At 68.7% G+C, this 13,283-nt stretch carries 15 protein-coding genes; all 15 read left to right on the forward strand.

All coding sequences use genetic code 11. The features are described 5' to 3' along the window. The first annotated feature begins 20 nt into the window (after positions 1-20). Positions 21-1,037, forward strand: a complete 1,017-nt coding sequence (locus OSC30_RS05170) for a flagellar hook-length control protein FliK (protein WP_267170762.1) — start codon at positions 21-23, stop codon at positions 1,035-1,037. Between the two features lie 354 nt (positions 1,038-1,391). Next, positions 1,392-1,901 (forward strand): flagellar basal body-associated FliL family protein, encoded by a 510-nt coding sequence (locus tag OSC30_RS05175; RefSeq protein ID WP_267170763.1) that lies wholly within the window; start codon positions 1,392-1,394, stop codon positions 1,899-1,901. Positions 1,902-1,914: 13 nt separating this feature from the next. Next, entirely contained in the window at positions 1,915-2,928 is a 1,014-nt protein-coding gene (gene fliM / locus OSC30_RS05180) for a flagellar motor switch protein FliM (protein WP_267170764.1), read from the forward strand. Then, the gene (gene fliN / locus OSC30_RS05185) at positions 2,925-3,260 is read left to right on the forward strand and encodes a flagellar motor switch protein FliN (RefSeq protein WP_267170765.1); all 336 of its coding nucleotides are present in this window, start codon (positions 2,925-2,927) and stop codon (positions 3,258-3,260) included. Before fliM ends, fliN begins: the two co-directional genes overlap by 4 nt. Positions 3,261-3,265: 5 nt before the next feature. Continuing rightward, entirely contained in the window at positions 3,266-3,646 is a 381-nt protein-coding gene (gene fliO / locus OSC30_RS05190) for a flagellar biosynthetic protein FliO (RefSeq protein ID WP_267170766.1), read from the forward strand. A gap of 47 nt (positions 3,647-3,693) precedes the next feature. Next, positions 3,694-4,470, forward strand: coding sequence for a flagellar type III secretion system pore protein FliP (gene fliP / locus OSC30_RS05195; RefSeq protein ID WP_267170808.1), 777 nt, complete (start codon positions 3,694-3,696; stop codon positions 4,468-4,470). Positions 4,471-4,541: 71 nt separating this feature from the next. Continuing rightward, complete coding sequence (gene fliQ, locus OSC30_RS05200; protein ID WP_267170767.1) at positions 4,542-4,811, forward strand: flagellar biosynthesis protein FliQ; 270 nt, start codon at positions 4,542-4,544, stop codon at positions 4,809-4,811. 15 nt (positions 4,812-4,826) lie between these two features. Then, positions 4,827-5,603: a flagellar biosynthetic protein FliR gene (gene fliR, locus OSC30_RS05205; protein ID WP_267170768.1), complete on the forward strand. Its 777-nt coding sequence runs from the start codon at positions 4,827-4,829 to the stop codon at positions 5,601-5,603. Between the two features lie 4 nt (positions 5,604-5,607). Continuing rightward, the gene (gene flhB / locus OSC30_RS05210) at positions 5,608-6,744 is read left to right on the forward strand and encodes a flagellar biosynthesis protein FlhB (protein WP_267170769.1); all 1,137 of its coding nucleotides are present in this window, start codon (positions 5,608-5,610) and stop codon (positions 6,742-6,744) included. A gap of 13 nt (positions 6,745-6,757) precedes the next feature. Beyond that, a complete protein-coding gene (flhA, locus tag OSC30_RS05215) occupies positions 6,758-8,851 on the forward strand; it encodes a flagellar biosynthesis protein FlhA (RefSeq protein ID WP_267170770.1) in 2,094 nt (697 codons plus the stop codon). Positions 8,852-9,017: 166 nt separating this feature from the next. Further along, a complete protein-coding gene (gene flhF / locus OSC30_RS05220) occupies positions 9,018-10,430 on the forward strand; it encodes a flagellar biosynthesis GTPase FlhF (RefSeq protein ID WP_267170771.1) in 1,413 nt (470 codons plus the stop codon). Then, positions 10,427-11,371 carry a MinD/ParA family protein gene (locus tag OSC30_RS05225; protein ID WP_425474731.1) on the forward strand — a complete coding sequence of 315 codons (945 nt, stop codon included), beginning with the start codon at positions 10,427-10,429 and terminating at the stop codon, positions 11,369-11,371. Before flhF ends, OSC30_RS05225 begins: the two co-directional genes overlap by 4 nt. Before the next feature lies 1 nt (position 11,372). After that, positions 11,373-12,182, forward strand: coding sequence for an RNA polymerase sigma factor FliA (locus OSC30_RS05230; protein WP_267170772.1), 810 nt, complete (start codon positions 11,373-11,375; stop codon positions 12,180-12,182). Between the two features lie 44 nt (positions 12,183-12,226). Then, a complete protein-coding gene (locus OSC30_RS05235) occupies positions 12,227-12,634 on the forward strand; it encodes a chemotaxis response regulator CheY (protein WP_267170773.1) in 408 nt (135 codons plus the stop codon). Then, positions 12,631-13,272, forward strand: coding sequence for a protein phosphatase CheZ (locus OSC30_RS05240; RefSeq protein ID WP_267170774.1), 642 nt, complete (start codon positions 12,631-12,633; stop codon positions 13,270-13,272). Before OSC30_RS05235 ends, OSC30_RS05240 begins: the two co-directional genes overlap by 4 nt. Positions 13,273-13,283: the final 11 nt, after the last annotated feature.

The following is a 13,283-nucleotide window of genomic DNA, read 5'->3' on the forward strand; positions in this document are numbered from 1 at the left end:
CGCAACCTGAGGAAGTGCCCATGAGCGCGCCCACCGCCGCCGTGAACCCGGTCCAGCCGGCTCCCCCGCCCGCGCGGCCCGCCGCCGGCCCGGCCTCGGCCAACGACGACAGCCGCTTCGACCGCCATCTGGACGCCGCGCGCCAGCAACACGGGCAGGCGCAGGACAAACCCGCACACGAAGACGACGCACGCGACCCGGCGGCGAAAGATTCGTCGACCGCCAGCGCCAGCCACGGTCGACCCGCCGAAACTCCGGCGAAGAACGAGGGCAGCCCGGACGCGGCCGCGCTGGCCGCCGCCATGCTCGCGCTGATCGGCCAGGCCGCGCCGGCCAAGCCGCTGGCCCAGGGCGGTACGGCGGCCCCGGCGGGCGCCAAGACTGTCGGTGCTGCCGCCGGTGCCAACGCCAACGCGCCCGCCGCGCTGGTGCTGCTGGCCAACACCGCCGCCGCCGCATCGATCGGCAAGTCACCGATCGGCCTGGACGCCAACGCGCTCGCGCCGATGCTGGGCAAACCTGCGGAGCAGAAAGACGCGCTGCTGGATCCCACGCAGTTGGCCGGCATCGCCAACACGCCTCCGCCCGCGCAGAACACCGGCGGCGCCACGCTGCCGGCACACCAGCTCAACGTCGCCAGCCCCGCCGGCACCCCGGCCTTCGCCCAGGAGCTGGGCGAACACGTCGCCTGGCTCGGCCAGCAGGACGTGAAACAGGCGCGCATCCGATTGCATCCGGAAGACCTGGGCACCCTCGACGTGAAAGTCAGCGTCCACCACGACCGCGTCGACGTGAACTTCGCCGTGCAGCATCCGGCGGCCGTCCATGTCGTGCAGCAGACCTTGCCGCAACTCGACGCGTTGCTGGCGCAGCACGGCCTGGCGCTGGGCCAGGCGGACGTGGGGCAGCGTCAGCAGCATGGTGACGGTGGACGGGATGGCCAGGCGTCCGGAGCCATCGGCGAGATCGAGCCGGATCAGGGCGTGCTGGCAAGCACCCCGGTAGCGGCTCTGGGCATCCTCGATACGTTCGCCTGAGGCAACCCTTCGACTTCGGCCTGTGGCCTACGCTCAGGGCGAACGGAGCGAAGGCGCACCGCGCGGAAGTCGAAACGCCTGCCGCAGCGCTCCCGCGCGAATCCCTCTCCCTCCGGAGAGGGTGCCGACAGGCGGGTGAGGGTTCGGGCGGAGCGAACAGCCCCAGCACCGCGCCGGCTTTCAGACACCCGTCGTGATCGCGACGCACCCGTTCCCCGCCACGCGTCAAGAAAGCGCCACGCCCCCCGCAAACCGCGCCATGACGCGCCCCTCCACCATGGCACGCGGATTGCAGAAAGGTCCTGCGAACGTGGCCCACGCGCCACGACACGACAACCGGATCGGGATCAAGGCATGGCAAGTACGGAACAGGAAGCGGTGGCGCCGGCGAAGAAAGGCCGCTCGCCGTTGGTGATCGGCCTGGTGGTGGCGCTGCTGGCGGTGTCGGGCGTGTGCGCCTATACGCTGTACGCGCTGCGCGGGCACGACACGGCCACGACGGCCGCCGGCAAGGATGGCGACGAGGCCGCGCCGGCCAAGGCCGAGCCGGAATTCTTCCTGCCGCTGGACCCGGCCTTCGTGGTCAATTTCCGCGACGACGCCTCGATGCGCTACCTGCAGATCGGGGTGACCCTGATGTCGCACGAGCAGGCCGCGCTGGATACGGTCAAGAGCGTCGACCCGGTCGTGCGCAACGCGCTGGTGATGCTGTTCAGCCGCCAGGATTACGCCATGCTGACCGACCCCAACGGCAAGCAGAAGCTGCAGGCGCAGGCACTCGAGGCCGTGCGCAAGATCGTCGCGGCGCGCACCGGCAAGCCCGGCGTGGACGCGGTGTACTTCACCAGTTTCGTGATGCAGTAAGGCGTGCACGCCCATGAGCGATCTGCTTTCCCAGGATGAAATCGACGCGCTGCTGGACGGCGTCGAAGGCGGTGCCGTCGCCACCGGCGAGGACGAGCCGCTGCCCACCGGTGCGGTGCAGTCCTACGACTTCACCCAGCAGGACCGCATCGTGCGCGGCCGTCTGCCCACGCTGGAGATGGTCAACGACCGCTTCGCGCGGTTCTTCCGGCTCGGCGTGTTCAACGTGCTGCGCAAGAGCTGCGAGGTGTCGGTACTCGGCGTGAAGATGGTCAAGTTCGCCGAGTACGTGCACGGCCTGGCCGTGCCGAGCAACCTCAACCTGGTGAAGATCAAGCCGCTGCGCGGCACCGCGCTGGCGGTTTTCGAGCCGCGGCTGGTGTTCACCGTGATCGACAACTTCTTCGGCGGCGACGGTCGCTTCCACGCACGCATCGAGGGCCGCGATTTCACCGCGACCGAGAACCGCGTCATCCAGATCATGCTGACCGAACTGTTCGGCGCCATGACCGAGGCGTGGAATCCGCTGTTGCCGCTGGAGTTCGAATACATCAACTCCGAGATCAATCCGCAGTTCGCGAACATCGTCAGCCCGACCGAGACGGTGGTGGTGTCGCGCTTCCACGTCGAGCTCGACGGCGGCGGCGGCGAGATCCACCTGACCTTGCCGTACGCCATGGTCGAGCCGATCCGCACGCTGCTCGACGCCGGCGTGCAAAGCGACCTGGCCGATCGCGACGACCGCTTCACCGAGCTCCTGCACGAGGAAGTGCTGGACGCCGACGTGGAGCTGAGCTCGCTGTTGATCGAAACCCAGTTGTCCATCGGCGACTTCCTGGGCCTGCGGCCCGGCGACGTGATTCCGGTGACGCTGCCCGAGCTTTGCACCGTTTTCGCCGAAGACGTGCCGGTGTTCCGTGGCCGCTACGGCCAGGCCAACGGCCATACCGCAATCCAGTTCCAGGCCCATGTCGGTCGCCGCGAGATGCGCGCGCCCGGCGAGTTCACAGAGAAGAAAAGCGCATGACTGCCAACGACGCCGCGGTCGCCGACCGCATCGAACCCGACACCCTGAACGGCTTTGCCATCGAGGGTGGCGACGTCAACCTGGACATGATCCTGGACGTGCCGGTGACCCTGTCCATGGAGGTCGGCCGCACGCGCCTGAGCATCCGCAACCTGCTGCAGTTGAACCAGGGTTCGGTGGTGGAGCTGGACCGCGCCGCCGGTGAACCGCTGGACGTGTTCGTCAACGGCACCCTGGTCGCCCACGGCGAAGTGGTGGTGATCAACGAGAAGTTCGGCATCCGCCTGACCGACGTGGTCAGCCCGGCCGAGCGCGTGCGCAAGTTGCGTTGATCCCGATGCTCGCCTTGATCCTTGCCACGCCGGCGCCTGCGGCCGACATCAACGTCGGCGGCGAACTGCTGCGCGTGCTGCTCAGCCTGGCCGCGGTGATCGCGTTGATCTTCGTGGCCGGCTGGATGAGCCGTCGCCTGCAGGCGCGCAGCCTGCCGGGCGGGCGGCGCCTCCGGTGCGTGGAGTCGATGTCGGTCGGCGCGCGTGAGCGCGTGTTGCTGATCGACGCCGACGGCAAGCGCCTGCTGGTCGGCGTGGGGCAGGGCGGGTTGCGCACCCTGCACGTGTACGAGGGCGAGGCTCCGGTCGACGCCAACCCGCCGGCACCGCTGCCGGCCGCTCCCAACTTCGCGCAACTGCTGTCGCGCTGGAAAGGCAAGTCGTGAAATTGTTTTCGTTCCACGGCGCGCGCTGGCTGCTCGCGCTGGTGTTGATGCTGCTGCCGTTGTTCGCCCTCGCCGCCCCGCAAACGGCCCCCGCGCCGGCGGCGCCCGCCATGTCGATGCCGGCCAGCCCGGCCAGCCCCGGCGCAGGCGGCATCCCCGTGCTGACCGTGCACGACGCGCCCGGCGGGGCGAAGAACTGGACGCTGTCGCTGCAGCTGCTGGCACTGATGACGGTGCTTACGCTGCTGCCGGCGATCTTGCTGATGATGACCTCGTTCACGCGGATCATCATCGTGCTGGGTTTCCTGCGCCAGGCGCTGGGCACGCAGTCGACGCCGCCCAACCAGGTGTTGCTGGGGCTGGCGCTGTTCCTCACGTTGTTCGTGATGGGGCCGGTGTTCAACAAGGCCTACAGCGATGGCGTCAAGCCGTACATGGACGGCCAGATGACCGCCGAACAGGCGCTGCCCGCGGCCAGTGCGCCGTTCAAGCGCTTCATGCTCGACCAGACGCGCGACGCCGACCTGCAGCTGTTCACCCAGCTGGCCAAGGAGAAGCCCTACGCCAGCAAGGACGCCGTGCCGTTCCGCGTGGCGATGCCGGCGTTCCTCACCTCCGAGCTCAAGACCGCGTTCCAGATGGGCTTCCTGCTGTTCATCCCGTTCCTGATCATCGACCTGGTAGTGGCCAGCGTGCTGATGTCGATGGGCATGATGATGGTCTCGCCGATGATCATCTCGCTGCCGTTCAAGATCATGCTGTTCGTGCTGGTGGACGGGTGGACGTTGTTGATCGGGACGCTGGCCGGAAGCTTCTACACATGAGCGGGCCCGCTCTTGCTCCCTTTCTCCTCCGGGGAGAGGGAGCCGGGTGCGCGCTTCGTTCGAGCTTTCCCATGACTCCTGAATCCGTCATCGCCTTCGGCCAGCACGCGCTCTACGTGGCGATGCTCGTCGCCGCCCCGCTGCTGCTCACCGCGCTGGCCGTGGGCCTGCTGATCGGCGTGATCCAGGCGGCCACGCAGATCAACGAGATGACTCTCTCGTTCATCCCCAAGCTGATCGCGATGGCGGTGGTGGCGCTGATCACCGGGCCGTGGATGCTGCGCACGCTGGTGCAGTTCACGCGGCAACTGATCGAAGGCTTGCCCGGTGCGGTCAAGTAACGGGCCCCTGAAGCCATGGGCGTGACCACGGTCGACCTGGCCCAACTGGAAACCTGGTTTGGCAGCCTGCTGTGGGCGCTGGGCCGGGTCGGTGGGCTATGCCTGATCGCGCCGGTGCTGGGCGCTTCGGTGGTGCCGGCGCGCATCCGCGTGGGCCTGGTGGTGGTGCTGACGCTGGTACTGGCACCGCTCGCACCGGCCGCGGTCGATCCACTGAGTGCCGCGGGTGTGGCGACGATGGTCAGCCAGATCCTGGTCGGTGCCTCGGTCGGCTTCGTGCTGAAGCTGGTGTTCGAGGCCGTGGCGTTCGGCGGCGAGCTGGTGGGGCAGGGCATGAGCCTGGGCTTCGCGGAGGTGGTCAATCCCGGCGGTGGCGGCAGCACACCGGTGCTCAGCCAGTTCTACATGGTGCTGGTGACACTGCTGTTCCTGGCGCTGAATGGGCATCTGCGGCTGATCCAGTTGCTCGCCGACAGTTTCCAGACATTGCCGCCCGGTCCGCTGGCGATCGATGCCGAGGGCCTGCACGCGGTGGTGCTGTTCGGCGCGCACCTGTTCGCCGGCGCGGTGCGCGTGGCGCTGCCGGCGGTCACCGCGCTCCTGGTGGTGAACATCGGCTTTGCCGCCATCAGCCGCGCGGCGCCGTCGATGAACCTGTTCGCGGTGGGCTTCCCGATCACCCTGTGCCTGGGTTCGGTCGCGGTGTGGTTGGGCCTGCGCGCGCTGCCGGGCGCGTTCGAGACGCTGCAGGACAGCGCCTGGTCGCTGATGCACGAGCTGGTGGGAGGCTAGTCCCATGGCGGAGGGCGACGACCAGGAACGCACCGAACAACCATCGGAAAAACGCCTTAAAGAGGCGCGCGAGAAAGGCGAGATACCGCGATCGCGCGATCTGTCCGGTGCGCTGGTCGTGCTGGCCGGCGTGGCCGCACTGCTTTCCGGCAGCGAGCGGGCGATGAGCCACGCCCGCACCATTTATCACCTGGGGCTGGATTACAGCCGCGAGGCGTTGTTCTCCGACGCCTTGCCCGGGCGCGTGCTGAGCATGGCGGTGCACGAAGCGTTGATGCTGTTCATGCCGGTGGCGCTGGCGACCCTGCTGGCGACCTTCGCCGGCCCGATGTTGCTGGGCGGTATCAGCTTCAGTGGGCAGGCGCTGCAACCGAAATTCGAGAAGCTCGATCCGATCAAGGGCCTGGGCCGCATCTTCGCCATGCGCGGGCTGGTCGAACTGGGCAAGGCGTTCCTCAAGCTGTTGTTCATCGGCTCCGCGCTGGCGCTGCTGCTGAGGGCGTCGGCGGACGAGCTGCAGGCGCTCGGTCGCGCCGACGTGGCCCTCGGCGTGGCGCGCGCGATGTCGATACTGGGACGTGCGGCGCTGCTGTTCGGGGCGTTGCTGGCGATCATCGGCGGCGCCGATGCCCTCTACCAGAAGTTCGACCACGCCAAGCGCCTGCGCATGACCCGCCAGGAACTGAAGGACGAGGCCAAGGAGACCGAGGGCAACCCCGAACTCAAGGGCCGCATCCGCCAGGTGCAGTTCGAGATGTCGCGTCGCCGGATGATGGAAGAGCTGCCCAAGGCGGACGTGATCGTCACCAACCCGACCCACTTCGCCGTGGCGCTCAAGTACGACGAAAGCGGCGCCGGCGCACCGCGCGTGATCGCCAAGGGCGTGGACATGCTGGCCCAGCAGATCCGCCTGGTGGCGAGCGGCCACCGCATCCCCACGGTCGAAGCGCCGCCGCTGGCACGCGCCTTGTATGCAACCACCTCGCTGGGCCGGGAAATCCCGGTCTCGCTGTACGTGGCGGTCGCGCAGGTGCTGGCCTACGTCTACCAGTTGAAGCAGGCGACGGCACGCGGCGACGAGCCGCCGCCGGCGCCGCAGCCCGAGGTCGATGCGGACCTGATGGGCCCTTACAAGCTTTAAAAAGGAACGATGCATGGCCGCCGCAGGCGCACTGGAAAGTCTCAAGCAGCTCGGGCGCCGCGGCGTCGGCGCGCCGGTGGTCATGCTGGCCATGCTGGCGATGGTCATGCTGCCGATGCCGCCGTTCCTGCTGGACATGTTGTTCAGCTTCAACATCGCGCTGTCGCTCGTCATTTTGTTGGCGGTGATCTACGTCATGCGGCCACTGGAATTCGCCGCTTTTCCGACGGTCGTGCTGATGGCGACGCTTTTACGTCTCGCCCTGAACATCGCCTCGACCCGCGTGGTGCTGCTGCACGGCCACGACGGCCCCGGCGCCGCCGGCAAGGTGATCGAGGCGTTCGGCGAGTTCGTCATCGGTGGCAACTTCGCGGTCGGCTTCGTGGTGTTCGCCATCCTCACCATCATCAACTTCGTGGTGGTTACCAAGGGCGCCACCCGCGTCTCGGAAGTGACCGCCCGCTTCACCCTGGACGCGATGCCCGGCAAGCAGATGGCGATCGACGCCGATCTCAACGCCGGCCTGCTGACCCAGGAGCAGGCGCGCGAGCGCCGCCAGGAAGTGCGCGAGGAGGCGGACTTCTACGGCTCGATGGACGGTGCCTCCAAGTTCGTCCGTGGCGATGCCACCGCCGGCATCCTGATCCTGTTCATCAACGTCATCGGCGGCTTCTTCGTCGGCATGTTCCAGCACGGCCTGCCGGCCGGCGAATCGGCCCGCACCTACACCCTGCTGACCATCGGCGACGGCCTGGTTGCGCAGGTGCCGGCGCTGATGCTGTCGATCGCCACGGCGGTGATCGTCACCCGCGTGTCCAAGTCGCAGGACATGGGCAAGCAGGTGATCGGCCAGGTGTTCGGCCAGCCGCGCGCGCTGGCGGTGGCCGGCGCGGTGCTGGGGGTGATGGGCATCATCCCGGGCATGCCGAACATGGCGTTCCTGCTGCTGGGCGGCTGCTGTGGCGGCGCGGCCTACCTGATGATCAAGCGCGAGCGCGAAACCCGCGAGAAGCTCGCCGAAGCGGTGGCCGAGCCCTCCGCGGCGCCCGCGGTACCGCCCGAACGCATGGAGCTCGGTTGGGACGACGTCGCCAGCGTCGATCCGCTGGGCCTGGAAGTGGGCTACCGGCTGATCCCGCTGGTGGACACCCACCAGGGCGGCGAGCTGATGGGCCGGATCAAGTCGGTACGCCGCAAGCTGTCGCAGGAGTTCGGCTTCCTGGTGCCGGCGGTGCACATCCGCGACAACCTGGACCTGGGCCCCAACACCTACCGCATCACGCTGATGGGCGTGCCGATGGGCGAGGCCGAGGTGCACAACGAGCGCCTGATGGCGATCAACCCCGGCCGTGTGCACGGGCCGCTGCAGGGCATCCAGACGCAGGATCCGGCGTTCGGCCTGGAAGCGGTGTGGATCGAACAGGGCCAGCGCGAGATGGCGCAGAGCCTGGGCTACACCGTGGTCGACCCGGCCACCGTGGTGGCCACGCACCTGTCGCACATCCTGCAGAGCCACGCGCACGAGCTGATCAGCCACCAGGACGTGCAGCAGTTGCTCGACCGCCTGGCGCAGACGGCGCCCAAGCTGGTCGAGGACCTGGTGCCCAAGCGGCTGTCGCTGGGCGTGGTAGTCAAGGTGCTGCAGAACCTGCTGGCCGAGCGGGTGCCGATCCGCAACATGCGGAGCATCGTCGAATCCTTGGCGGAGAACGCAGGGCAGAGTCAGGATCCCGGCATGCTCACCGCCGCCGTGCGCGTGGCGCTGGGCCGGCAGATCGTGCAGGAGATCACCGGACTGGGCACCGAGGTGCCGGTCATCACGCTGGCACCGGAGCTGGAGCAGATCCTGATGAATTCGCTCTCCGGTGGCGGCGTCGCCGGCGCGGCAGTGGAGCCGGGCCTGGCCGACCGCCTGCAGCAAAGCGTCGCCGACGCCGCGCGCCGCCAGGAAATGGGCGGGGAGCCGGCCGTGCTGCTGGTGCCGCCGCAGCTTCGTCCGTGGCTCGCGCGCTTCACCCGCCACGTGGCACAGAACCTGCACGTACTGGCCTACAACGAGGTTCCTGACAACCGCCGGGTGCGGCTGGTGCAGGCGCTGGGTCGGTAGGTCGAGGACGAGCAATGAAACAGGGTCGAGCAACCCCCACGCTGGCGTCATTTCCGCAAAAGCGGGAATCCACCTTGCAGTTGAGCAAGATCAAAGTGGCTTCCCGCTTTCGCGGGAATGACGCCCCTGAAGTTCGGGGACTATCGATGACTGTGTGGAGCCACAAGTGAAAATCAAACGTTTCGTGGCGCCGGACATGCGCCAGGCGATGCGCGAGGTGCGCGAGGAACAGGGGCCCGATGCGGTGATCCTGTCGACGCGCCGCGTGGACGAAGGCATCGAGATTATTGCCGCGGTGGATTACGACGAGGCGCTGGTGCGCGAGGCCGCGCGCCACGGCGCGGCGCCCGCGCCGGCGGCGATGCCGCCGTTGCCGGTGCAAGCCGCCGGATCGAGCGCACCGCCACCGCCGCCCCCGCCGCTGCGCGAGGTGCGCGTCGAAACGCTGACGCCTGCCAATCGTTCGACGCCGATAGAGCACACGCCAAAGGCCTCCCCCCCGGCTGCGCCGGAAGAGAGGAGCCCCCGGCAGCCCGCTCTTCGTAGGAGCCCACTTGTGGGCGATGCTCTGGACGTCACCGCCGACGCCGCCGCACCCGCACCTCAAGTCGACGAACCGACGCCCGTCCACCCGCTGATCGAACGCGCCGCGCAGGACACCGTGCGCATGCGCGCCGAACTGTCCAGCCTGCGCGAGATGCTGGAAATGCAGCTCTCCAGCCTGGCCTGGAACGACATGGAACGCCGCCAGCCGCTGCACGCCCGCGTGCTGCGCGAGCTGACCCGGCTGGGCATCGACGCCGACGTCGCCCGCGCGCTGGCCGACCAACTGCCCGCGCAGATGACCGCCGAGCAGGCGCGCTACCTGCCGCTGGGCATGTTGAGCCGCGGCCTGGCGGTCAGTGGCCGCGGTCGTTCGGACGAAGGCGGCGTCACCGCGCTGGTCGGCCCGACCGGCGTCGGCAAGACCACCACGCTGGCAAAACTCGCCGCCCGCGCGGTGGTGCGCCATGGCGCCTCGCAGGTCGCGCTGGTCAGCACAGACCATTACCGCATTGGCGCCGCCGCGCAGTTGGAGCACTACGCGCGGCTGCTCGGCGTGCGCGTGTACCCGGCCTACGACGCGCAGAGCCTGCGCCAGGTGCTGGAGCTGTTGAAGGGCTGCCACACCGTGCTGGTCGACACCGCCGGCCTGGCGGGCAACGACCCGCGGCTGAAGGAACAACTGGATGTGCTGGGCGATGCCGGCGACCTGCGCGCCTGCCTGGTGCTGGCCGCCAACGCGCAGGCGCAATCGCTGGAAGACGCCGTGCGCGCCTACCTGCCGCTGAAGCCGCACGCGGCCATCCTCACCAAACTCGATGAGGCGCCCAGCCTCGGCGGCGCGCTGTCGGTGCTGATCCGCCACCGGCTGGCGCTGGACTACACCACCGACGGCCAGCGCGTGCCCGAGGACATCGCCGCCGCCGATGCGCGGCTGCTGGTGTGCCGTGCCGCGCAGGCCCTCAAGGGCAGCGCGCCGGTGGCGGACGAGGTGCTGCTGGCCGAGCGCTTCGGCGCGATGGTGGCCCAGGCATGAGCGGAATCCTTGCAATGAACCAGGCGTGGGGCTTGAAAGATATGTTCAACGCGATCACGGGCGAGCGCAGCGACGCTCCGCCCGCACCGCACCGGCCGCACCAGGCGGCCCACCTCGGCGCGCCGCGCCGCCGCTGCCGCGCGATCGCGGTGGCCGGCGGCAAGGGTGGCGTCGGCAAGACCACCGTGGCGGTCAACCTGGGGATGAGTCTGGCGATGGCCGGCCGCGAGGTGATGCTGCTGGATGCCGACATGGGCCTGGCCAACGTCGACGTGCTGCTCGGCCTGGCGCCTTCGCGCCACCTGGGCCACCTGCTCGACGGCTCGGCCACGCTGGAGGAACTGCTGCTGGACGCTCCGCACGGGCTGAAGGTGATTCCCGGCGGTTCCGGCGCGCGCCGCCTGGCGCAGCTGGGCAACGGCGAGCACGCGGCGGTGATCCGCGCGTTCGATGAACTCCCCCGGCCACCGGACTACCTGCTGGTCGACACCGCCGCCGGGCTCTCGGACAACGTGGCCATGTTCGCCGCGGCGGCCGACGACGTGGTGCTGGTGGTCTGCGATGAGCCGGCCTCCCTCACTGACGCCTACGCGCTGGTCAAGGTGCTCTCGCGCGATTTCGGCGTGCGCCGCTTCCGCATGGTCGCCAATCAGGTGCGCAACGCCGGCGAGGCCCGCGCGCTGCACCTGAAGCTGGCCAAGGTCTGCGACCGCTTCCTCGACGTGGTGCTCGATTTCTTCGGAATGGTGCCGCAGGACGAGCGCCTGCGGCAGGCGATCCGCCGCCAGAACGCGGTGGTGGACCTGTGGCCGGCGGCGCGGTCGTCGCAGGCATTCAAGCAATTGGCCAGTGCGGTCGATACATGGGAAGAACCCGCACGCACGGGCCTGGACCGGATCGCCTTCTTCGGCGGCCAGACCGTTACGGCAGCGGGGTGGTGAGATGAGCGTGGCATCGGAATATCTGCAACTGCAAAGACAAAGTGCAGACGAGTTGGTGCGCCAGCACGCGCCACTGGTGCGTCGTATTGCCTATCACCTGATGGGCCGGCTGCCGCCCAGCGTGGACGTGGGCGACCTGATCCAGTCCGGCATGATCGGGCTGCTGGAGGCTGCGCGGCACTACGCCACCGACCGCGCCGCCAGCTTCGAGACCTACGCCGGCATCCGCATCCGCGGCGCCATGCTGGACGAGCTGCGCAAGACCGACTGGACCCCGCGCTCGGTGCACCGCAAGGTGCGCGAGGTGGCCGAGGTGGTACGCCAGATCGAGATCGAGACCGGCGCCGACGCCGAGGACGCCGAGGTCATCAAGCGCCTGGGCGTGAGCGCCGAGGATTATCACCAGATCCTCGCCGACGCCGCCAGCGCACGCCTGCTCAGCCTGACCGCGCCGGACGACGGCGACGGTGCGGCGGCCTTCGACGTGGCCGACCAGTCCACCCTGGGCCCGTCCGAGAGCATCGAACAGGACGGCCTGCGCCAGGCGCTGATCGACGGCATCTCGACCCTGCCCGAGCGCGAGCAACTGGTGATGTCGCTGTACTACGAGCAGGAATTGAACCTGAAGGAAATCGGCGCCGTGCTGGGCGTGACCGAATCGCGCGTCTGCCAGATCCACGGCCAGGCGGTCGTGCGCCTGCGCGCGCGGCTGGGCGACTGGCGCGACGGCGAAAATGCGGATCCCGGACTGGGCCATCGCAAAGGCAAAGGCCGGCGCGCTTCGCCACCCGGCCGCCCCGCTTCCCGCTGACCTTCCGAATCCCGAATCCCGAATCCCCAAGCTCCAGAGGCCCCATGGACAAGAACATGAAAATCCTCGTGGTGGACGATTTCTCCACCATGCGGCGCATCGTCAGGAACCAGTTGGTGGAGCTGGGCTTCACCAACACGTTGATCCAGGAAGCGGATGACGGCAACAACGCGCTCACCATGCTGCGCGCGCAGCCGTTCGACCTGGTGGTCACCGACTGGAACATGCCCAACATGACCGGCATCGACCTGCTGCGCGCGATCCGCGCCGAGCCCTCGCTCAAGGGCATGCCGGTGCTGATGGTCACCGCCGAGAACAACCGCGACCAGATCATCGCCGCCGCGCAGGCCGGCGTGAACGGCTACATCGTCAAGCCGTTCAACGCCGCCACGCTGAAGGAAAAGCTGACCAAGATCTTCGAACGCATCGCCGCGGCCGGAGCCAGCGCATGAGCGCCGTCGCGTCCACCTTCAACGACAGCCCGATGCCGCCGGAGCTGAAGGATCTGCTCAACAGCACCGACGGCGCCACCTTCGAACAGGCGCTCGACGCGCTGGTGCGCCAGCGCGAGCAGCACCTGTTCCGCGCGCTCGGCCTGCTCGCGCGCGACCTGCACGGCGCCGTCAGCCGACTCGGCAACGACCTGGCCCAGGAAGGCGTGCCCGGCCGCGTCGCCGACGTGCGCAAGCATCTGAACGACGTGCTGGAAATGAGCGCGCAGGCGGCTCACCGCAGCATCGATTTCGCCGAGCGCATGACCCCCGAGGCCGACGCGCTGGCGCGCAACGCCGAGCAGGTGCTCGCCTCCGCGGCGCCGTGCGATCCGGTCGCCGAACTGGCGCGGCAGGCCGGCAGCTTCGCCGCCAACTGCCGCGACGGACTCAACGACATGGTCATGGCGCAGTCCTGGCAGGACCTGTCCGGCCAGCGCATCAAGAAGGTGGTCAACTTCATCGAGTCGGTGGAGTCCTCGCTGCTGGAGCTGGTGTGCCTGACCGGCGCGCTGTCCGGCCGCGAGCCGCCGCCGGTGGCCGAGAAGATCTCCGGTCAGGACGAGGCGGACCGCCTGCTCAGCGAATTCGGTTTCTAGGCGGGGTTGGG

It is taken from the genome of Frateuria hangzhouensis (assembly GCF_026410505.1).
Taxonomy (GTDB): Bacteria; Pseudomonadota; Gammaproteobacteria; order Xanthomonadales; family Rhodanobacteraceae; genus Frateuria_A; species Frateuria_A hangzhouensis.